This is a genomic window from Pilosibacter rotomagensis, assembly GCF_045062245.2.
Classification (GTDB): domain Bacteria; phylum Bacillota; class Clostridia; order Lachnospirales; family Lachnospiraceae; genus Pilosibacter.
Genome location: NZ_CM170323.1, coordinates 3,639,958 through 3,661,849, shown reverse-complemented (window position 1 = coordinate 3,661,849; position 21,892 = coordinate 3,639,958). Strand labels below are relative to the sequence as shown.

At 39.9% G+C, this 21,892-nt stretch carries 22 protein-coding genes; 18 read left to right on the top strand and 4 right to left on the bottom strand.

Translation table 11 applies throughout. The features are described from left to right. Window positions 1-84 precede the first annotated feature (84 nt). Window positions 85-462: a helix-turn-helix domain-containing protein gene (locus ACI3EW_RS16655; RefSeq protein ID WP_002578940.1), complete on the top strand. Its 378-nt coding sequence runs from the start codon at window positions 85-87 to the stop codon at window positions 460-462. Window positions 463-624: 162 nt separating this feature from the next. On the opposite strand, the gene ACI3EW_RS16650 is transcribed toward ACI3EW_RS16655, so the two are convergent. After that, complete coding sequence (locus tag ACI3EW_RS16650) at window positions 625-1,179, bottom strand: ImmA/IrrE family metallo-endopeptidase (protein ID WP_002304410.1); 555 nt, start codon at window positions 1,177-1,179, stop codon at window positions 625-627. A 51-nt stretch (window positions 1,180-1,230) separates the two neighbouring features. Continuing rightward, window positions 1,231-1,680, bottom strand: a complete 450-nt coding sequence (locus ACI3EW_RS16645; protein WP_002304411.1) for a helix-turn-helix domain-containing protein — start codon at window positions 1,678-1,680, stop codon at window positions 1,231-1,233. A 286-nt stretch (window positions 1,681-1,966) separates the two neighbouring features. Here ACI3EW_RS16645 and ACI3EW_RS16640 point away from each other — a divergent pair, with 286 nt between their 5' ends. From ACI3EW_RS16640 to ACI3EW_RS16605, 8 genes are all read left to right on the top strand, one after another. Further along, window positions 1,967-2,530 (top strand): hypothetical protein, encoded by a 564-nt coding sequence (locus ACI3EW_RS16640; protein ID WP_002304412.1) that lies wholly within the window; start codon window positions 1,967-1,969, stop codon window positions 2,528-2,530. A gap of 262 nt (window positions 2,531-2,792) precedes the next feature. Further along, window positions 2,793-3,098 (top strand): helix-turn-helix transcriptional regulator, encoded by a 306-nt coding sequence (locus ACI3EW_RS16635; protein WP_002304413.1) that lies wholly within the window; start codon window positions 2,793-2,795, stop codon window positions 3,096-3,098. Between the two features lie 517 nt (window positions 3,099-3,615). Further along, complete coding sequence (locus ACI3EW_RS16630) at window positions 3,616-4,020, top strand: type II toxin-antitoxin system PemK/MazF family toxin (protein WP_002304415.1); 405 nt, start codon at window positions 3,616-3,618, stop codon at window positions 4,018-4,020. Between the two features lie 30 nt (window positions 4,021-4,050). Continuing rightward, a complete protein-coding gene (locus ACI3EW_RS16625) occupies window positions 4,051-4,263 on the top strand; it encodes a helix-turn-helix domain-containing protein (protein WP_477100006.1) in 213 nt (70 codons plus the stop codon). 117 nt (window positions 4,264-4,380) lie between these two features. Further along, complete coding sequence (locus tag ACI3EW_RS16620; RefSeq protein WP_002304420.1) at window positions 4,381-5,004, top strand: helix-turn-helix domain-containing protein; 624 nt, start codon at window positions 4,381-4,383, stop codon at window positions 5,002-5,004. 4 nt (window positions 5,005-5,008) lie between these two features. After that, window positions 5,009-6,382: a site-specific integrase gene (locus tag ACI3EW_RS16615; RefSeq protein ID WP_002304423.1), complete on the top strand. Its 1,374-nt coding sequence runs from the start codon at window positions 5,009-5,011 to the stop codon at window positions 6,380-6,382. Window positions 6,383-6,467: 85 nt separating this feature from the next. Continuing rightward, entirely contained in the window at window positions 6,468-6,773 is a 306-nt protein-coding gene (locus ACI3EW_RS16610; protein ID WP_002304425.1) for a hypothetical protein, read from the top strand. 768 nt (window positions 6,774-7,541) lie between these two features. Beyond that, complete coding sequence (locus ACI3EW_RS16605) at window positions 7,542-8,285, top strand: ParB/RepB/Spo0J family partition protein (protein WP_118533532.1); 744 nt, start codon at window positions 7,542-7,544, stop codon at window positions 8,283-8,285. A 271-nt stretch (window positions 8,286-8,556) separates the two neighbouring features. Here ACI3EW_RS16605 and ACI3EW_RS16600 read toward each other — a convergent pair whose 3' ends face one another. Next, on the bottom strand, window positions 8,557-9,870 hold the full coding sequence (locus ACI3EW_RS16600) for an IS30 family transposase (protein ID WP_405578622.1): 1,314 nt from the start codon (window positions 9,868-9,870) through the stop codon (window positions 8,557-8,559). Between the two features lie 281 nt (window positions 9,871-10,151). Here ACI3EW_RS16600 and ACI3EW_RS16595 point away from each other — a divergent pair, with 281 nt between their 5' ends. The 3 genes from ACI3EW_RS16595 to ACI3EW_RS16585 all read left to right on the top strand — a co-directional run bounded on the left by ACI3EW_RS16595 (window position 10,152) and on the right by ACI3EW_RS16585 (window position 12,679). Next, complete coding sequence (locus ACI3EW_RS16595; RefSeq protein ID WP_405578619.1) at window positions 10,152-10,919, top strand: DUF6414 family protein; 768 nt, start codon at window positions 10,152-10,154, stop codon at window positions 10,917-10,919. Beyond that, complete coding sequence (locus ACI3EW_RS16590) at window positions 10,916-12,028, top strand: AAA family ATPase (RefSeq protein ID WP_405578616.1); 1,113 nt, start codon at window positions 10,916-10,918, stop codon at window positions 12,026-12,028. The genes ACI3EW_RS16595 and ACI3EW_RS16590 overlap by 4 nt, the downstream gene beginning before the upstream one ends. Window positions 12,029-12,211: 183 nt before the next feature. Next, a complete protein-coding gene (locus ACI3EW_RS16585; protein WP_405578613.1) occupies window positions 12,212-12,679 on the top strand; it encodes a hypothetical protein in 468 nt (155 codons plus the stop codon). Between the two features lie 337 nt (window positions 12,680-13,016). Here the strand turns inward: ACI3EW_RS16585 and ACI3EW_RS16580 are convergent, their stop codons facing one another. Then, window positions 13,017-14,330, bottom strand: coding sequence for an IS30 family transposase (locus ACI3EW_RS16580; RefSeq protein ID WP_118533157.1), 1,314 nt, complete (start codon window positions 14,328-14,330; stop codon window positions 13,017-13,019). A 419-nt stretch (window positions 14,331-14,749) separates the two neighbouring features. On the opposite strand from ACI3EW_RS16580, the gene ACI3EW_RS16575 reads away from it, so the two are divergent. The 6 genes from ACI3EW_RS16575 to ACI3EW_RS16550 all read left to right on the top strand — a co-directional run bounded on the left by ACI3EW_RS16575 (window position 14,750) and on the right by ACI3EW_RS16550 (window position 21,887). Beyond that, window positions 14,750-15,424 carry a PBECR4 domain-containing protein gene (locus tag ACI3EW_RS16575; RefSeq protein WP_118533576.1) on the top strand — a complete coding sequence of 225 codons (675 nt, stop codon included), beginning with the start codon at window positions 14,750-14,752 and terminating at the stop codon, window positions 15,422-15,424. 896 nt (window positions 15,425-16,320) lie between these two features. Then, complete coding sequence (locus tag ACI3EW_RS16570) at window positions 16,321-16,644, top strand: RrF2 family transcriptional regulator (protein ID WP_243022391.1); 324 nt, start codon at window positions 16,321-16,323, stop codon at window positions 16,642-16,644. A gap of 344 nt (window positions 16,645-16,988) precedes the next feature. Continuing rightward, window positions 16,989-18,548 (top strand): cardiolipin synthase, encoded by a 1,560-nt coding sequence (gene cls / locus ACI3EW_RS16565; protein WP_405578608.1) that lies wholly within the window; start codon window positions 16,989-16,991, stop codon window positions 18,546-18,548. A 172-nt stretch (window positions 18,549-18,720) separates the two neighbouring features. Next, complete coding sequence (locus tag ACI3EW_RS16560; protein ID WP_117515923.1) at window positions 18,721-20,154, top strand: phospholipase D family protein; 1,434 nt, start codon at window positions 18,721-18,723, stop codon at window positions 20,152-20,154. A gap of 18 nt (window positions 20,155-20,172) precedes the next feature. Further along, window positions 20,173-20,844, top strand: coding sequence for a response regulator transcription factor (locus tag ACI3EW_RS16555; protein ID WP_117504378.1), 672 nt, complete (start codon window positions 20,173-20,175; stop codon window positions 20,842-20,844). After that, on the top strand, window positions 20,844-21,887 hold the full coding sequence (locus tag ACI3EW_RS16550) for a HAMP domain-containing sensor histidine kinase (protein WP_405578603.1): 1,044 nt from the start codon (window positions 20,844-20,846) through the stop codon (window positions 21,885-21,887). The genes ACI3EW_RS16555 and ACI3EW_RS16550 overlap by 1 nt, the downstream gene beginning before the upstream one ends. The last annotated feature ends 5 nt before the right edge of the window (window positions 21,888-21,892 follow it).

Sequence of the window (21,892 nt, the reverse complement as noted above, 5' to 3'; positions counted from 1 at the left end):
GCATTTATAAATGCAACTTGCACCCGATGTTGGTTGTTGAGATTTTTGGTACATTTTATAATGTATAGCAGAATCATACACAGCATGGAGGTGATTGAAACGCAACCGGAAATTGATTACGTTAAGATTGGTCAGCGCATTAGAGCTGCCCGACTGGAAAAGGGTTATAGTCAGGCTGATTTGGGTGCGTTGGTTGGTTGCTCGAACAATCATATGAGCCATGTTGAAGTTGGACAGACGAAAGTTTCTTTGGCAATGCTTCTAAAACTGGCATTCGTCTTGGAAAAGAACTTTGACTATTTTTTACTGGATACCCCATATGCAAAATGCGACAGCATCATTGATAATGAGATTGCTGCAAAACTGAAAAAGTGTAATGTAACAACATTGATAACCGTAGGAAAGTTGATTGATGTCTTGATTGACCAGCAAGAGATGATAAAAAAAGCGGAGCTTGATTGATATAATGAAAAAGAAGCCCATTGACGGTACAGAGTGAACTGCTATGGGGTTCTTTTTTGCAGCACAATATACTGATTCTTTAAGAAGCAAAAAGTCCACCAGTCATGATGCACTACGCATCGTACTGGTGGACTTTTTCTGTAAAGATATAAAAATAGATATTCATATATCGCCATAACCAATGTCGTTATCGTAGGCATGAAGATCTTCTTTCAGGAAATCTGCTTTACGAATATACATCGAATTTACCAGCTCTCCTTTTTCGTGGAGCAGGCTGAATTTGTAGTCTAATAATGCTGCCGGTACATAGAGCATTTTAGCCGTTTCAAAAAATGTGTGTTCCGAAAGGCATTCCAGGACTTTCCCATCTTCTAACAGAAGCTCCGCCGCAAAGAAGTTTGCTTCATTTTCTTCGATTGATCTATCATCAAAAACTTCCATTTCTTGAAAGCCGTGCATCATAGCGATTTTTGTATGCAGGACAGCGTGTCCTAATTCATGTGCGACTAATATACGCTCCAGGATACCGTTCACATTGTGATCTATCACGATATTCTTTTGTCTGGACTGGTAATAGAAGAAGCCCTTCAATTTCTTCTGTAAATCGTAATAGTGGATTTTGATACCTAACAGCTGACATAGCTCGTAAGGGTCTCTGGTGTGATATTTTCGCACAAGCTTATCGACAGTTTCAATGATATGCTCTGCCGTTTTCATTTGCTTCACCTCCGAATCGCACACAGAAAACATATTCTGTGCTTGAGGATTTTACTCTTTATCTTTATGCTTTCTGTATTTCTTCGGAGTGTACTTTTCCCGTGCTGTTTTCTTAGAGTCCATATAAACTGACATAATCGCCTGGAAGAATACATCTTTTGCGTCCTCGTCCAATTCTCCACCGGCAAACAGAGAATTTACACGACCCAACACTTCCTGAGCTTCTTTTGCTCCTTTTGAACCGAAGTTTTCCTTTGCCTCTAAAATAAACATATCCTGATCTATATGGCTCTGGCTATCCGTTTCAGATTCGTCCAAAAGATAGGACACAGAGATATGCAGTGCTTCAGCAAGTTTTCTGATGTTGCTTTTTCTGGGGAGTGTTCCGAGCTGCTCATAGGTGTAAAGGGATCTTTCGGAAATGCCGGTCATCTGGGCAAGCTCCGTTTGAGATAGGTTCATAGCCAAACGAGCTTCTTTAATTTTTTCTCCAAATGTCATGGTAGTATCCTTCCTTTCAAAAAATATTTATTCGTAACTTCCGATTATTTGTTGACAAACTTCTGGAAAATGCTATAATAAGAATCATAACAGAAGTTTTAATTCCACTTAATTATATATCGGAACTTTTATAAAGTCAAGAACTTCCGATTTCACTTCTGTTATTTTAATCAAATATCGGAAGTTATAGTCATTCTTGTCCCATGGTATTTGTTTCCCTTTAGCCAAGTGACAGGAGTTAGAAAGGAATTCTTATTTTATGGATTAGGCTGAAAGGAGATTCTGAATGAGCAGATATAATACACAGGTATTAAGCAGTATTCGAATGCTTTGCCGGATGCAGAACATTGACGAGAAGGTTCTGTATGAAAGAGCAAAGCTGATTTTATCCATATATCGAGAGGTGTGCTGGTCTACCATTGATCGTGCGAATGATGTATGTGATACCCTTATTTGTACTTACGGTGACAGCTTAGATGGTGCATTGATTTATCTGGAGAACTTTGCTCCGGATGAAGCGAGAGAACGATTTGAAGAACGCATTCGCAGCTTATTTGAGACAAAGTGGATCATTGAACTGGTAGATATGGCTATGTTGAAAATCAGAGAATATCCAGATAAAGGCGCTCTGTACTGTGAGATTATCTCAAAGGCATATCTCAACCGCTTCAAGTACAGGGAATCAGAAATGCTGGAGGTTTTGAATATGGAACGCAGCACCTACTATGACCGAAAGAAAGAAGCGATACTGTTATTTGGTCTGTCACTTTGGGGAACAGCCATTCCTAAATTGAAAGATTTCCTGGAAAGTGCCCGGGAGGAAGAAGCATTGTGTTATTGTGAATGCTAAGACAGGATTTTAGTCCGACTAAAATCCGATGAAAATACGACGGTTCCCCTACTGAAAGTCCGACTTGTCCAGTGTTAAAATGGCTATGCTGGGAGATAGCGGCATAAAATTGAATAGAGAGAGTTACGCCTCGTGCCTGTAATGGGTACGGGGCTTTTTTTATACCTGCCTATTTTCCCCCATAATTAACACAAAGGCATGAACGAGAGCTTGGAGTAATTTACTCCGGCTCTTTTTTTATGCCTGCAAGGAGGACAGGCAGATGGCAAAGGGTATTGAGAATCGGGCACGATCTCCTCCCGCTGTTTTTGATTTTGCAACTTCACAAATTCAAAAACACGGAGGAACGAAAATGTATTACGACTTGGTTGAAAGCGGAAAAAGAATTAAAGCCTTGAGAAAGGAACATGGGCTTACACAGGAACAGCTTGCGGAGCAGTTAGGTGTTGCCGCAAACACCATTGCACGAATTGAAACCGGCAACAGAGGTATCTCTATTGATTTGGCAATCGAACTGGTTGTGCGCTTTGAGACAACCCTTGATTACATATTTTTAGGTCGTGAATAACCTCAAAACTATACCTACGAGGCAATAAAAACTTGCATGAGGAACAGGTACAATTTAGATACAGCCAAAGAAAATCGGCTGCTTGATCCTTGAAAACTGAATACACAGTCATCGAATACGTTCCTGTTGCCGGTGCGAGAGCATCAGCCACATCAGCGGTACGCCGAGACGTATCGGATAGAGAAACAGAACGACTTTCTTCTATAAATTAAGCGCTTGTCTCTCTCCCGATGCCAGCGATCAATACTGGCTTGTAAATATTGGGTTGCTCCCAATACGGCCATGAAAGCAACAGGATTAAAGATACTTCTCTACGGAGCTGGCGGAGAACCCGGCAGAGGTTAGATTCCTATGGAACTGATTCGCAATCAGTCGTTCGGTGATTCCCTGAGGGCGTAAGCCCTCTTTCCCAGGGGTGCGTGGCAAATATGGGACACATAGACTTTTGGACTGACTGCCTGATTCCTTTCTGGCAGTCAGTTATTACATAGCCAACGAAAGGAGGTCATGGCACATGATGAAAGAAAATTGGGTATATTGCCGTGGTGATATTTATTGCGCCAAGCTGGACCCGGTAGTTGGGTCGGAACAAGGCGGCATCCGTCCGGTTATCGTCATTCAGAACGATACCGGTAATAAACACGCTCCCACATTGATTGTGGCAACGGTCACCACCAGAATCCATAAGAAAGCGAATATGCCGACGCACTTTGTTATTTACGACAATCCTGCATTCAAAGAAGCGTCCGTTGTTCAGCTGGAACAGATTCGTACCATTGATAAAAGCAGGATTGATAATTACTTAGGTAAGGTAACGCCCCGTGAAATGGTAGCGATTGAGAAAGCCTTATCTGTCAGCCTGGCAATGGAACAGCTGAAAAAGCGTTCCCCAAAACATAAAGCAAAGAGAGCGAAGGAGTGAACATAAATGTTTGAAGAAAGAATCGCTGCCATGAATCAGCGCACCGAAGAAGCGATGGCTGCTAACGCAGTTCAGTTTGATAAGAGAACCTATACGGTTGATGAGATTCAGGATATTCTGGGCATCAGCAGAACCAGCGCATACAACCTTGTGAAAAAGAAAGTTTTCCATAGCGTCCGCATCGGTGGCAGTATCAGAATCTCCAAAAAGAGTTTTGATGAGTGGTTGGATCATCAAATGTAAGATTTGTCAAGGGCGTCGTACAACCCGGCGACAAACTTCAAAACATATTGAGAGTTCGATAAAATGTAGCCATGACAAGAAACACATGGCTACATTTTTTACATAGGAGGTTGTACGATGGCGGAAATGAGAAAACGCACGAGTATGTCTGTTCTGGAAATGGGCAGGATGCTCGGTCTTGGTAAAACGGAGTCATACTGGCTCATTAAGAAGAATTACTTCAAAACCATTCTTGTCGGCAACACCATGAGGGTGATGATCGACAGCTTTGAAGAATGGTATGCCAATCAGTTCAAATACCAGAAGGTCGATGGAACCCCTCCCGGCGAGGAATTGAAGAAAACTACATATTCAATGGAGGAGCTTGGACAGCGCCTTGGGCTGAAAGAAGCGACTGCTTACGAACTGGTTGCCAAAGGGCATTTTGATGTGGTCGATGTCCTGGGCAAGCGCAGAGTGACAAAGGAGAGCTTTGAAAGATGGTATGCTTCTCAAACCGATTACCGCACGGTAGAGGATCAGGAACTGGATGCAGATATTATGGCATCCACCTACGGTCTGCCGGAAATGGCAAGAATGCTTGGGGTACATCGTCAGACCATTTACTATATCGTTGCCAATGAAGATTTTGAGCTTATCAAGGTTGGCAGGTATAAGCGAGCTACCAAAGAGAGCTTTGAAAAATGGTATCACAATCAGACCCGCTACCAGTTAGCGGAAGATAGACAGGAAAGGAGCTGATTACATGGCATCTATCGTTAAGAGAAAAAAGAAGTATTCTGTGGTTTATACATACACCGATGAGAACGGCAACAAGCGTCAGAAGTGGGAAACCTTTGAAACGAATGCCGAAGCAAAGAAAAGGAAGTTGCAGGTTGAATATGAGCAGGAGTCCGGAACCTTTATTCCCCCTTCTGCTAAAACCGTCAATGATCTTTTGGATGAGTATATGTCAATCTATGGTGTGAACACCTGGGCGATGTCTACCTATGAAAGCAGAAAGAGCCTGATTGCAAACTATATTCGTCCCCTCATCGGTGATATGAAGCTGGAGGATGTCACGCCGAGAATCATGGACAAGTATTACCGAGATTTGCTTTCTGTCAAAGCGGTTTCTTCTAAGTATGTAAAAGCCCGTACAGAATATCTGACTCCGCATACTGTCCGAGAGGTTCACAAGACATTGCGAAATGCTTTCAATCAAGCGGTCAAGTGGGAATTGATGACCAGAAACCCTGTGGAGCACGCTACGCTGCCGAAAGAAGAACACAAGACCAGGGATATCTGGACAGCAGAAGTGCTCCAGAAGGCTCTGGAAGCCTGTGACGATGATATTCTTCGTCTGGCTATTAACCTTGCCTTCTCCTGTTCCCTGCGAATGGGCGAGCTTCTGGGGCTTACCTGGGACTGTATTGACATTTCCCCCACCAGTATTGAACTTGGTCAGGCAAGCATCTTCGTTGAAAAGGAGTTGCAGAGAGTAAATCGTGAAGCGATGGCAGATCTGGACGGTAAGGACATCATGTTCAAGTTCCCACCGACCTTCGCCAGTACGCATACCGCATTGGTTCTCAAAACTCCTAAGACCAAAACAAGTGTCCGCAAGGTGTTCTTACCGAAAACCGTAGCGGAAATGTTGGTACAGCGAAAGGCTGACATCGAAGAACTGAAAGACCTTTTCGGTGACGAGTTCGTAGACTTCAATCTGGTTTTCTGTTCTTCCAATGGCAAGCCGATTGAGGGGCAGGTTATCAACCGTGCTTTCAATAAGCTGATTGAGGAGAAGGGACTGCCGAAAGTGGTTTTCCATAGTCTCCGACATTCCAGTATCACTTACAAGCTGAAGCTGAACGGCGGCGATATGAAATCCGTTCAAGGCGATTCCGGTCATGCACAGGTCAAGATGGTAGCGGATGTTTACTCCCATATCATCGACGATGACCGCAGACTGAACGCTGAAAGAATGGAAGCTGCGTTCTACTCAGGCAGACAGGCAACGCCTGAGCCGGTTCAACCAGCCGCAACGGAAAGCTCCGCTGATGATAAAGAACTTCTTCTGAAGCTTCTGCAAAATCCGGAAATGGCAGCACTCCTGAAGTCGCTGGCAAAAACATTATAGTAACTGCAAGGGCAGATCCTTTTACATAGCTACAATAGCTGTAAAAGGGTCTGCCCTTATTTTTTTGTTATGGAGGTCAACGAGTATGGATAGAATCTTTATGGACGAGTATTACGAGCATCTGAGAGCTGACAATATCGAGGCATTTTCCAAGGAAAGGAACGACGAATATGTTGGCAGAGCTGAGGAATACAAAGCAGCAAAGTCGGCATTGCTTGAAGGATTGGGACTTGAGCATTTGTTTGACCATAGCCATGAACTGACTCCGAAAGAGAAAGAAATATGGATGCTGTTCGATAGGGTTGATGTAGCAGAGCTTCTTGCAAGGGATGCTTTTGCCAAGGGTGCTTATATGCTCGGCGCTGAGGATAGAGAGATTATGCTGAAATAAAAAAAGACCTGCTTCGGCGGGTCTAAATTACATAGAATCATTGAGTCTGAAAAACCTTTGAAATTCTTAATAATTCTGGTTGAAAAATTCATTTTGAAATGATATATAAAACAGACTGAAATCTGTGTCTAAGGACACCCGCACCCTCACACGAGAATGAATAGGATTTCCTATCATTTCGCATCACGAGAAGTTACATAGTGACATTTACTTGCACTTGCAACGTCCACCAAAAATCGAAAGACTTGCTAATTTCGAGCCAATCGGACGGTGTAAAATCCCTCTGAATTAGCTATCACAGCGTAGTATCAGATGGGATTTGAAATGCTGAAAAACCTTGTATTTCCAAGCATTTTTAAGCATTAGATGCCACTTCCCGATGTCGTATCGGGTCTACTCCTAAGCTGTAGTTGTGGGTTCAATTCCCGCAGGGAACATCCATTTTTGCAGCAATGATGATAACAAGTCATTGCTGCATTTTTCATTTTCATGAAGATTTTTGGGTGCGCGCGAGCACCCAGACATCATCAAAAATTGGAAAACGAGCACCCAAAACAGGTAATCGCGCACCTGGTGATTTTTCATGATAACCACCAAAAGGCGATAACTATCGTGTAGGATGAGTTTTAGGGTGTAAAGCAGAGTAAAAATGAATAAATGTTTTCTTGCCTGGAATCATTCAGGCCTGACGGAAAGGATCCGCTCAGATTAGATTAACCGTTCTAATCTGGGCGGATTTTTTCGTTCGGGGAAAAGGAGGAAAGGCCTATGGCAGGCAAAACAGATGAACGTGCTTCGGATGAGAAGGTAGTAGAGATTGAAATGGAACGACTGAGAGCTTTCGAGAATCATCCGTTTAAAGTAATTGCAGACAGTCAGATGATTGAGCTGCAGGAAAGCATAAAAAAATATGGAGTTCTGACCCCGTTGATTGTCAGACCTCGATCAGAAGGGTTTTATGAAATTATATCAGGACATAGAAGAAAGTTTGCTGCAGAGCGCTTGGGTTACAGAAGTCTTCCTGTGATCATCCGGTGTATGAAGGATGATGAAGCCGTGGTAACGATGGTTGATTCAAATTTGCAGCGCGAGCAGATCACACCCAGTGAGAAGGCATTCGCTTATAAAATGAAGTATGATGCCATCAAGCGAAAAGCAGGAAGGAAGAAATGTGGGCAAGTTGACTTCAATAACGGAAAAAGAAGTATTGATATTATTGGCGAGCTGTGCGGTGACAGTGCGAAGCAGGTACAGAGGTACATCAAGATAACGGAATTGATTCCTCCGCTGCCGGAAAAGGTGGATGATGGAACGATGGGGTTTACTCCGGCAGTTCAACTGGCCTATCTCAAAAAGAAAGAACAGCAACAGAAGGTGGATGCAATTGATTTCACCCAGTGTACGCCCTCATTGTCGCAGGCAATCAGGATGAAAAAGCTTAGCGAAGAGGGGAATCTGAGGAATAGAGAACATACATTAATGTTCGTAGGTTTAATCTTGGAGAAAGCATAAATGATGGAGCTAGTATGAGGCTGACTTGAAAAAGTAAATTCCAGTGCAAAAGTAAATTCCACCGCTCTTTTAAAAGTTGCTTATAATCTAGTGATTTTTAAGAAGAAAAGCGGAATCTATGCTATAATACAAGTAATCTATGGCGAAATTTTCTGTTTTTCTGTATGGCAAACAAGCTGCTGGAGGTCGGTGTGCACGACTAAATTCCACCAGCCACATTTGAAAAATGTGAAAAGTTTACTTCCAGTCTGACAGCAGATTTCTTCATGGGTTAGTGGTTATAGCGGATCAGCTTAGGTGTTAAGATGACTTTGTCAGGGTCAATACGCCTAAGCTGAAATGCTTTTAAGACGTCTTCCCCAAAAGCCTCCAGGGCGACATCATACGGTGTACGCCCATTCAAACTCTCCCGCGGTGTTGAGTTGATGTGGCTGGTGATTAGATTCACATCCCATTGAGTCAGGAATTCAAAGGTAGTTCGTTTCGGCAGTATCATGCGGAGCATGGTGTGTGCCTGTTCAATGCCGCCTTTCTGTCCGCTTCTCATGGGATCACAGTAATAAATGTTGGTTCTCTGGATACCGGTAACACCGGTTTCGAGAGAATCAGGATCACCGAATTCAGCGCCTCTGTCGGTGAGGATATATTCAAACAGAGTCAGGAAATCGAAGGTACCAAAACGCTTTTCTAAACGGTCCAAAACGAGTCGTACAGATCCTTCCGTATTCCGGTTCATGAGGAACGCAAGAAACAGCTTTTCCCTTGTAAAAAAGAAGGTAAGCAGTGTTTTAGAGGAACCAACAGCGGAGTGGACGGTGTCCATCTCTACAAAAGATTCCAGGTGCAACTGTTGAAAATCAGCGTAAGTTCTGCCATTAAAGACACGGCGGTCAGATATCTGTGATTTATGGACTTTTCTGGGTTTAAACTTCACTTTACGTTTCAGATCAACGTTTCTGGCAGTCAGAAGTCCCATATCAAGGTAGTTGTAAACGCTGCGGACGGAAAGATTCAATTCCGGATGGTTTGCAACGATCTGGTAAGGAGACTGGCCCTGATCGATCAGAGGAGTGATGATCTTATCCTTTTTGTGGAGTTCCTGTCTGGTCATAGCGATTCCGGACCTGGAATCCTTGAGACACTCCCGGTATTTCCGATCAGCGAACCTGGCATTGTAGGTATATTTGTGGGCAATCGTACAATGATTGATCTTTTTACTGCATCCATTGCAGACGTAGGGAGCCCGATCAAGTTTGCTGCAGCATTCTTTTTGAAAATCCGGACAGGTCTGGTTACAGGTGGGACAGGAAGCACATTTAACGCCGCAAAGAAGGATCTTATTGCAGGCATTCGTTTTCTTACAACGGAAACGCTTGGTACAGAAGTTCTTCGCATTAAGAAAAGTCCCTTTGTGAAACCAATCGGAGGCTCTTCTGGCCTTCACTTCTTTTGAAATCGTAGTAGGGTCCTTACAGAGAAAGCGGGCAATATCTTTAAAGGATGTACCCTTATCCAGTTCATTCTGGATATAGATACGATCCTCTATGGTGAGATGCTTCTGGTTGCCTGGGATATATTTACTCATAGTCAAACTCCTTCTACTGCTGTCAGAAGGACGATTAAAGTATCATATCAGTATGCATGAGTAAATATCAACTGTGCAAGAGTAAACTCCACCGCCCTTTGGAGAAGTGGAATTTAAATTTTCATTTTAGGGAGCTAGTATGAGAATGTAAAATTCTATATTGGCTCTATTTTTTATGATATAATATAAACTAGGTAAAGCATTATTGATATAATCTGCCTGAAATCAGCATCAGAACTGCCAAGTATAGGCGTAAATAATCTTAGATAGGAGTGGTTAATATGGAAAACACAAAAAATAAGGAGACAGAGCCTACATTTTTAAAGATCATATATTTTGATGAGTCAGCTGCCCAGGATTATTTAGACATTACGAATGGTGGCAGATTGGATTGGAGTAAAGAAGACAATAGAAAACGCGCAGCAGAAATATTAACAGAAATTGAAGCGCAGGCAAAGGGTGGATTCAATATTTTGAACTTTATTAAAGGCAGCATGTCGGGAAATATTGACGCGAAAGCTTCAGGTGAAATATCAAAATTATTTGATTCCACGATAAAAAATACATTACTCACTGACTATATCAAAGAAGCATATAAAGATAGCCGGGTAAAAAAATTTACAAAAACCGGAGTATACGCACCGGAAAACTCAATTTCCTTATATAAGATGTACAGTTCGTATTTGACAGTGGTGCCTAAAGAGCAGATGCCAATAGATATGGAAAAATTGAATGAGGCACTATTAGGAGAAAGAGGTTATTATGGTATGTTGCTTAAATCTGAGGACAGGCCAAGTTCAGTATTGAGATTTAATATAAGTGCATTTAAAAATAATTATAATTTGGCGGATTTAAGCAAAATGGAATTAGTATACTATGGAATTAAGGTAGGAACTTGTAAACCGACGGAATTAACAATAGAAAAGGAATTTGATTTTCAAAAGAAACATGTAGAAGTTACTGCGGAAAGTATTGTAGACGGCAGTAATCAATCGCAGACAGAAGACTTAGCAGTCTATGATGTCGTATTAGCAGGGGTTGAAGCATGAAAAAAATAGTAATGTTTTATGGTTCGGATAGAGCATTTGAAACTATTATTCCTAGCTCATATAGAAAATTATCAGATGTAGCAATGCAGATGGATGCGGAAAATAAACAGATACCATTGGTGCTAGTTGGTTTGCCTGAAAAGGAGGAGCCAGCTAAAAAAGTTAAGAAAAAGAAAATAAGAATGCTTAACTTTGTTGCTTTTGCGGATGAGTATAGTAGTATAAATGAACATGTAATTATAAATTTTCTGAGCTTTCTAGCAAAATTATCTATAACTAACATGTATATACAAAATCCGCCAATTCATTTACAGGAACAAATAAAGCGTGCATTTAATAGTACAGGTATAGTTGAGGAAATACATCAGAATTATAATGTGATTACTGAAAAAACGATTAAAGAAATTAATGCAGACTTTGACAAAAGAATCATAGGACAGCAATCTGTAAAAGAGCAAATACTGAAATCTATTTTTCCTATCATGAATAATGTGCAATATAAACCAGTTGTGCTTCTGTTCTATGGAAATTCTGGAATTGGTAAAACGGAAACAGCGCAGTTCCTTATAGAAAAAATTGGTGGACAAATTTTAAGGAAACAATTTTCAATGTATCAGAACAATGAATCTGCAAATTATTTATTTGGCGGAAAGTATAACGAAAAGAGTTTTGCGAAAGATTTAATTGGTAGAGATTCAAATGTAATTTTATTAGATGAGTTTGATAAGGCATATTCTGTATTTCATAGTGCATTTTATCAATTGTTTGATGAAGGAATCTATGAAGATCAAAATTATAAAGTTGATGTAAGGCATGCACTTATTATATGTACCTCTAACTATAAATCCAAGGATGAAGTGAGGGAAAAACTAGGGGATCCTATTTTTAACAGATTTGATGGAGTTATAAGATTTACGGATTTGGATTCTGAAGCTAAAATCGAAATCGCGCGGAAAGAACTTGATGAATTGGATGAAGAAGGTACTATCTCGGAAAATATTAGGCAGAATCTTCTTGAGAATTCTACAAGACTTGAAAATGCACGAGAGATACGAAGATTAATAAAGGATACAAAATCATTAATTGAAATAAGAAAAATATGTGAATAAGTAATTAGTTTGAACTATTGGACACTGCGGTCTTTATGGAATTACAGGGCGGACATATGAATATGAAAATTTTGTAGTAGTTCTTTGGGGTTATAACGCTGCAAGCAAAAATCTGACTGCTATGTGTGTACATAAAAGAAATGGTAAAAGTAGTTTGATTTATACTGGAAAAGGTAAAAATTTATGATTAGAAGAAATACGGTGAGATCTCGTAGTAAAATAACACGAATGAAAAAAGTGCCCGGGCCGCAGCTATATTCACCGCGTGAAAAATTACAAGACTGTATATGGATTTTCACAATAGGCGATGCAGATGATAAACCTTCAGTGCCTCATGCTCATGCGCAGGGAACGGGATATCGTTTGGATGCATGGACTGGAGATATTTATCCGGAGGGCAGTGAAAGAAAACGAACAATAGGAAAATTAAGTAAAAAAGAGCTGGCGAGATTACATTCAGACCCCGGATTTTTAAAATTTGCAAGGAAACAAATTCAATGGTACAGGGAAAACAATCCCAAGATAAATTTTTATGTGCCGGAATGGTTTACGACTTTAACCAGGAGAAGTGAATTAGCAATAATAAAGCAAGAAGAGGTAGCAGATGTATTTGCTTTTGTCGGAAAATCTCATGTAAAATCGGAGATGTAAAATAGAAAGATAGTAGTAGGCCATGCAACAGTGCGTCTGCAATTGCGTTGGAAGGACAAAGAATCACTAATCTTGCAGTCATAAAGCTGACTTGAAAAAGTAAATTCCAGTGTAAAAGTAAATTCCACCGCTCTTTTAAAAGTTGCTTATAATCTAGTGATTTTTAAGAAGAAAAGCGGAATCTATGCTATAATACAAGTAATCTATGGCGAAATTTTCTGTTTTTCTGTATGGCAAACAAGCTGCTGGAGGTCGGTGTGCACGACTAAATTCCACCAGCCACATTTGAAAAATGTGAAAAGTTTACTTCCAGTCTGACAGCAGATTTCTTCATGGGTTAGTGGTTATAGCGGATCAGCTTAGGTGTTAAGATGACTTTGTCAGGGTCAATACGCCTAAGCTGAAATGCTTTTAAGGCGTCTGTCCCAAAAGCCTCCAGGGCGACATCATACGGTGTACGCCCATTCAAACTCTCCCGCGGTGTTGAGTTGATGTGGCTGGTGATTAGATTCACATCCCATTGAGTCAGGAATTCAAAGGTAGTTCGTTTCGGCAGTATCATGCGGAGCATGGTGTGTGCCTGTTCAATGCCGCCTTTCTGTCCGCTTCTCATGGGATCACAGTAATAAATGTTGGTTCTCTGGATACCGGTAACACCGGTTTCGAGAGAATCAGGATCACCGAATTCAGCGCCTCTGTCGGTGAGGATATATTCAAACAGAGTCAGGAAATCGAAGGTACCAAAACGCTTTTCTAAACGGTCCAAAACGAGTCGTACAGATCCTTCCGTATTCCGGTTCATGAGGAACGCAAGAAACAGCTTTTCCCTTGTAAAAAAGAAGGTAAGCAGTGTTTTAGAGGAACCAACAGCGGAGTGGACGGTGTCCATCTCTACAAAAGATTCCAGGTGCAACTGTTGAAAATCAGCGTAAGTTCTGCCATTAAAGACACGGCGGTCAGATATCTGTGATTTATGGACTTTTCTGGGTTTAAACTTCACTTTACGTTTCAGATCAACGTTTCTGGCAGTCAGAAGTCCCATATCAAGGTAGTTGTAAACGCTGCGGACGGAAAGATTCAATTCCGGATGGTTTGCAACGATCTGGTAAGGAGACTGGCCCTGATCGATCAGAGGAGTGATGATCTTATCCTTTTTGTGGAGTTCCTGTCTGGTCATAGCGATTCCGGACCTGGAATCCTTGAGACACTCCCGGTATTTCCGATCAGCGAACCTGGCATTGTAGGTATATTTGTGGGCAATCGTACAATGATTGATCTTTTTACTGCATCCATTGCAGACGTAGGGAGCCCGATCAAGTTTGCTGCAGCGTTCTTTTTGAAAATCCGGACAGGTCTGGTTACAGGTGGGACAGGAAGCACATTTAACGCCGCAAAGAAGGATCTTATTGCAGGCATTCGTTTTCTTACAGCGGAAACGCTTGGTACAGAAGTTCTTCGCATTAAGAAAAGTCCCTTTGTGAAACCAATCGGAGGCTCTTCTGGCCTTCACTTCTTTTGAAATCGTAGTAGGGTCCTTACAGAGAAAGCGGGCAATATCTTTAAAGGATGTACCCTTATCCAGTTCATTCTGGATATAGATACGATCCTCTATGGTGAGATGCTTTTGGTTGCCTGGGATATATTTACTCATAGTCAAACTCCTTCTACTGCTGTCAGAAGGACGATTAAAGTATCATATCAGTATGCATGAGTAAATATCAACTGTGCAAGAGTAAACTCCACCGCCCTTTGGAGAAGTGGAATTTAAATTTTCATTTTAGGTTGCAGTCATAAAATTAAAAAAAGATTGCTATTTTCGGAGATGCTGAGTATAATATAAGTACCAAGAGAGAAATCTCTTCCTGATTTCAGGACACGAAGCATAAGGTGTTTGCTTCCGTTGCGCTGGCAACGTTAAAACTTTGCGCTTACTCTTCAGCCAGAGGATAATCAAGCCGGATAGGTGAAATGCCTGTGATTTGGTGGCAAAGCACCATAATGAAACCAGTTTTATGAGAACTATGGAGAAACCTTTGATACAAAGGTTTCTCTTTTACGTTAAGGGGAAATATGAAATGTACGGCGCGGAATATAAGAATATTGACGTCTGAGGAAATGTTAACTATATTGCGTAAAAGCGCAACTTTATATTCGGAATACGTTGATACTACCTTATTGTTCATATTTAGAAAGAGCAAGTCAGATTCCTATGACTATTATGAAGTTCGATTTGGTAAGAATAATTTCATGCATTTGGCAGGGATAAAGAGTGAGTCGCTAAATGCTAATGAATTTTATGAAGCTTGTATATCGGGAGAAATTACCAGGGAGCAGTGTAAGCCACGGAGAGATGCAAGCACCATGTATTCCAAAATAGGAGTAATGGAGAAAATATTGGATCTGAGAAATAGTAAGTGTTATAAAATTGGAGAAAAAGATTTAGTAACACGAGACAATGACTTTGAAATGGCTACTGGAAATTCAACAGGGGTAATAGGATACGATTCACGAATAAAGAAAAAAGGAACTAATCAGGTTGACCGGACAAAGGCGCCTGTTCCAACGACATTACTGAACAGTGCTATTACGAATTATTGCTCAGATCCACAGAAGATTATGTTTATTTTACAAAAGACAGATGTTGATGATACATATAATAAATTGTTTTACGAAATAAAGAAAGATCTGTTTCAAATAGAAAAAGAGGGCTTCACAGATGCGTTGAAATCATTGATTTCATTGTAATGATCAATTTTATTTGGGGAAATAATTCTTAATTGAGAAAAGTCAACTGGGCACCGAGAAAAGTCAATTGAACATGCAGGAAACTCAACTCATGGAAAGAAAAGTCAATTCATATTGAGGCGATGGGAATGGTGCTATATATATTTAATTCACTTTTAACTTGAAATAAGATGAAATGAAAAAATCCTAATTCAACAAACGAGTTAGAAATGAATTAGAATCGAGTTAAACACAAAAATAAGAGGATGTAGTCAAAAAAGCATCGACATCCGGCTCCGTCCACAGTATAATATAAGTAATCTAATAAGAAAACAGAGTTATCATTGTTACGGTAGCAGATGGAAATGGTAGCCAGAGTTGTGAACTCGATGGAACTCAATAGTTATCGCCTCAGGGTGCTCCGAGCACCCGACGAGCACCCAAAATGGGCTTGGCAGGGGTTAACACAGGTTTTCTTATTTTGACTGGGATTGACAAAATGGTTAGTAAAATCAAGGCTTTCCTTGACTTATATGAACACAGCTTGACAGCGGTTTATATCGCCAACCTGTGCTCCTAAGCGTGGGGTCGGAGGTTCAAATCCTCTTATGGACGCCAGTGAACAACGCCGAAAGCCTTTGTTTTCAAGGGTTTTCGGCTTTTCTTATATGAAAAGGCACGAAAAAGCTCTTTCACTGTATGAGATAAAATTCTACTCCAAAATTTGATTTTTGACAAGCACTCCAGAATCGAACGGTTGTTATAAGACAAAATCGCCAGCTAATTTTTAGCAGAAAACGGGCTGTTCTTGCTAATGAAAATGCCCTTCCTGCTAATCAGCCCCAAAATCGTGCCAAAAATCCAGCTAATCAAAAAAGGCGGATGTTTTGAGTACCATGCTGTTATAGCAGATAAAATTGAATATCGTTATATACATAGAGCGTCTATTTGCCCCGTATTGGGGATGGATGATCTCTACATCAGAATTATCTCAGGAACTAAGTGTTCCATCCAGTTATATTCCAAAAATAACAAAAAAATTAAAACAAGCAGGAATCATAAAAGCCTGTGAAGGGATAAAGGGTGGATATCAGATTGCAAAACAGCCAGAGAATATATCTTTAAGGGATGTGATATCGTGTACAGAATCCACCATGGCAATTAGCAGGTGCCTGGAAAAAGAGGGAGGTTGCTCCAAAAATTATATAGCCTGGGAAACCCGGAGATGGCGGCGTTGCTGACGAGTCTGGCGAAGAGCTTGAAAGCTGAATAAAAATATAATAATGGAAATAGAACAGAGTCTACTGGAATTAGGAGAAATCCAGATGTGGGTGGACTTTTTTTGATGGAAAATAATGTACATAAGATATATTTAAAGTTATAATTAAGGTAAATACCTTTTGTATGTAGTGTTAGGTCAATTTTATATTAAAAATGCTGGAATATACCCAGAAAATAATGTAGTCCTTGAAAGTATGATTATATGTGAATTTGAAACAAAACAATAGAAGGGGAACGAATCAATTATCAAAATAAATAGTATTTTGAATATAGAGCTGACGTAGAAAGAAGAGGTGGAATACATATGAAGCAAGATACCTTAGAAGGAAAAGCAAAAACAAAAAATGGAATAAAACGATTGTGCTTTTCCATAATCTGCATTCTTTTGGAAGTGATTTTTATTATTACTATCGTAACACGCTTGAATGAATATGCAGAAATCATAAATTTATTTACCAGAATTTTAAGTGGAATCTTAGTTTTGAGATTGTATGCGTCAGATAAGACATCTTCTATGAAAATGCCTTGGGTCATTTTAATTCTGATTTTCCCAATTATGGGTGTAGGCCTGTATTTATTGATTGGCTTGAATGGTGGCACGCATAAAATGCGTGAGCGATATGCAGAAATTGATAGCAAATTGTTACCAATGCTTCCAGACAATCAGGAGTGTTTAAGCAGAATAAAAGAAAAGATTCCGAAAGCAGGAAATATTGCAAGTTACATACAAAGAAATTCGCGGTATCCAATCTATCAGAATACGGATATCAAGTATTTTGATGAAGCAGTGAAGGGATTAGAGGCACAGCTTGAAGAACTTGCGAAAGCACAAAAGTTTATCTTCATGGAATATCATGCGATAGAAGATGCTGAAGCTTGGCATAAGATTCAAGATGTTCTGGAAGAGAGAGTAAAAGCCGGTGTGGAAGTCAGGGTATTCTATGATGATATGGGGTCTATAGGTTTTATTAACACAGATTTTGTAAAAAAGATGGAGAGTATAGGAATTCATTGTCGTGTATTCAATCCATTTGTGCCAGGCTTAAATCTATTTTTGAACAATCGTGATCACAGAAAAATAACAGTAATTGATGGAAAAGTTGGATTTACAGGTGGATATAATCTTGCAAATGAATACTTTAATTATACGCATCCGTATGGGCAGTGGAAAGATACCGGTATCCGTTTAGAAGGAGATGCTGTTCAGTCACTTACAGTGACATTTTTAGAAATGTGGAATGCTGTTAGTGAAAAAGCTACGAATGATACTGATTTTAGTAAATACATTATTCATTACGATTATAAAGCACAGCAAACATGTTTTGTTCAGCCTTATGCAGACAGTCCTATGGATAATGAGCAGGTCGGAGAAGAAGTTTATATCAGTATGATAAATAAGGCCGAAAATTACTGTTGGTTTATGACACCATATCTAATTATAACAGACGAAATGACACATGCGTTATGTCTGGCTGCTAAGCGAGGGGTAGACGTAAGAATTATCACACCAGGAATTCCTGATAAAAAATTCATTTATAATATAACTCGCTCTTTTTATCATGGATTGGTTAAACATGGAGTGCGAGTTTATGAATGGACACCAGGATTTTGCCATGCGAAAATGAGTATAGTGGATGACTGTATGGCAACTTGTGGAACAATCAATCTGGATTATAGAAGCTTATATCATCATTTTGAAAACGGCTGTTTTATGGCAGATTGTCAGGCAGTTGTGGAAATTAAAAATGATCTGATAAGAACGATGGGAGAATGTCGTGATGTAACAGATCAATATTGTACTGGGCGCAGTGCATATTTGCGACTGGGACAATTATTTATGAGATTATTTGCTGGATTGTTATAAGAATTTAGTGAAACGACCTTTCAAAAAATAGTTGATTTTGAGAGGTCGTTTTTGTTATGTCTGATTGCCGGTACAGGAAATTTACATGGATAAAATTAATTCTGTTGAGGTAAAATTGAGGTTGACTTTGTATTGTATAGACATAGGATGAAAAAAAGTCAGGTGATGTGCGATGGGAAAACGTAAGATATGTAAAATTGTTTTTGTTATACTGTCAATTTTTTTATGTGTGGCTTTTTATGAATTATTTGGAATCTGTATTGCATATAAAAAACAGCCGGAAGTGTCTAATACCATCAAAAAAGAAACACAAAATGATTCGTGGAACGAACGCAGCGAGAATATGGAACGAGCAGTGATCATAGAAAAAAATCCAGAAGCACTTTTACAAAGAGTGCGTTTGATCCGAAATGCAAAAGAAGACATTATTCTTTCTACTTTTGCATTTCAATCAGATGAAAGTGGAAAATTGATCTTAGGAGCACTGCATGATGCGGCAGACAGAGGTGTGCATGTTCGTCTGTTAGTAGATGGAATGGAGAGCTGGGTTGATATGGAAGGCAATCCGTATTTCTATGGATTATCTTCCCATGAGAATGTTGAAATTAAACTGTATAATAAGGCCAATCCGTTGAAACCATGGAAGATGATGGGGAGAATGCATGATAAATATTTGATTGCAGATGGTAAGACATATATTCTTGGTGGAAGAAATACATACAATTATTTCCTGGGTGATTTTCTGGGACATAAGAACTATGACAGAGATGTGTTAGTGGTTTGCGATGAACCTGAGAAAGAAAATTCAGTTAACCAGTTGTTAGAGTATTTTGAAACGATATGGGAACAAGAAGACAGTGGTTATTTTCATGACAATAAAAAACTGGCAAATAGAAAATCTGTAAAGAACGCAGTTTTAGAGCTGCAGAACGGCTATCAGAAATATTTTGAAGAGAATAAGGAAAGAATCTGCGATACCGATTACACGGACGAAACTTTTGAGACAGAAAAGATTGCATTAGTGTCAAATCCTATCCACACAGGTCCCAAGGAACCAGTAGTCTGGTATCAACTGGGAGAACTAATGAAAAATGCAAAAGAGCGCGTGAAAATTCATACACCATATATTATCTGCAATGATATGATGTATAATACATGGAAAGAGATTGCGGAGAGAGTTCCGGATTTTTCTATCATGACCAATTCGGTTGCCAACAATGGAAATCCGTTTGGTTCTGCTGATTATGCGAGAAACAGAAACAGAATTTTAAATACAGGAATTGATATCTGGGAGTATGAAGGCGGCTATTCTTACCACGGAAAAAGCATCCTGATTGATGATGATCTATCCGTAATCGGTTCCTTTAACATGGATATGAGAAGCACGTATCTGGATACGGAACTGATGCTTGTAATACGTAGCAAAGAGATTAATAAACAGTTGGAAGAAGGCATGATGGAATATGAAAGAGTGTCCCGACAGGTATTGGAAGATGGAACCTATCGTGATCCGTATCATGTAGAGCCAATTGAATTGACAAAGAAGCGTCAGAGAAACGTACTTTTGGTACAGCATCTGCTTGGATGGGCAAGATATCTGTTCTGATAAAGGAGGAAGAAGATCGTGTTTCAAATATTAATTGTAGAAGATGATAAAGAATTAAGCCAGCTATTCCAAAAAGTGCTTGAGAAGAATGGATATCAGGTCAAAAGTGCATCAGATGGAGCACTGGCATTAGAAATATTGGATAAAGAGTATATTGATCTGATCATTTCCGATATTATGATGCCGGTTATGGATGGTTATGAACTGGTGTCGGAACTCCGTTCAGCAGGATATCAGATACCGGTACTTATGATCACTGCGAAAGGTTCCTTTGATGATATGCGCCAGGGATTTCTTTCGGGAAGTGACGATTATATGGTAAAACCGGTAAATGTGAATGAAATGGTTTTAAGAGTCGGAGCACTGCTTCGCCGTGCACAGATACTGAATGAACACAAAATTGTGATCGGTTCAACAGAGTTTGATTATGATGCAATGACGGTTACAACTGATAAGGAAAGTCTTGTTTTGCCTAAAAAAGAATTCCTGCTTTTATATAAGCTTGCAGCTTCGCCAGGCAGAACATTTACAAAACAACAGTTGATGGATGAAGTATGGGGATACGAGACGGAGGCAGACCCACATACGATAGAGGTACATATAGGAAGAATCAGGGAGCGTTTGAAAGATAACCCTGATTTTGAAATCGTAACAATGCGTGGAATTGGATACAAGGTGGTGAAAAAATAATGGAACAAAAGAAAGAAAAAGGATTGCGGATCCGATCCTGTCTGACTGGTGCAATCTGGCTGGCACTTGTATTTTCAACAGTCATATCTGCGTTATTATTTGCTTTTTTGAATCATTTTTTTAATCTGCCTGGTAGCATACCTGTGCTTGGCTGGCTTTTGATTTTTAATACATTGATTGCAGGGCTGATTACTTCCTTTATCAATGCAAGGTTGCTGGAACCAATTACCAGACTCAGTAAAGCAATGAAGGAAGTTTCGCAGGGAGATTTTGAACAGCACTTGGAAACGAACAGCCGTATCGCAGAAGTTGGAGAATCTTACCAGAGTTTTAATGTGATGACAAAAGAGCTTCGTGCAACAGAAGTACTGCAGATGGATTTTGTCTCCAATGTTTCTCATGAGTTTAAGACCCCAATCAATGCCATTGAAGGGTATACAATGCTTCTTCAGGGAGAAGAACTGTCTCAGGAGCAAGAGGAATATGTAGAAAAAATCCTGTTTAATACCCAAAGGCTTTCCGGATTGGTTGGAAATATTTTGCTGTTATCCAAGTTAGAGAATCAGAACATACCCATGAAAAAAACAGAATATCGTTTGGATGAACAGATCCGTCAGGCATTTCTTTCCCTGGAGACAAAATGGACAGAAAAAGAAATTGGTTTCCAGGTAGAGCTGGAGGAAGTTAAATATACTGGGAATGAAGGACTTTTTATGCATATATGGATGAATCTTTTAGATAATGCGATTAAGTTCAGTCCTGCAAAGGGGACAATTATGATGTTTCTGAAGCAGGAAAAGGATTCTGTAATGTTTATTCTGGAAGATGAAGGACCGGGAATAGAGGATGATGTGAAAAACAGAATATTTGATAAATTTTATCAGGCAGACGGTTCTCACAAAGCAGAAGGAAATGGTCTCGGCCTTGCACTTGTGAAACGGATCGTAGATAGTGCTGGCGGGACAATCAAGGCAGAAAACCGGGAATATGGTGGATGCAGATTTGTTGTAGAGCTTCCAATACAGAAAGATGAGGCCATATAAGTTTA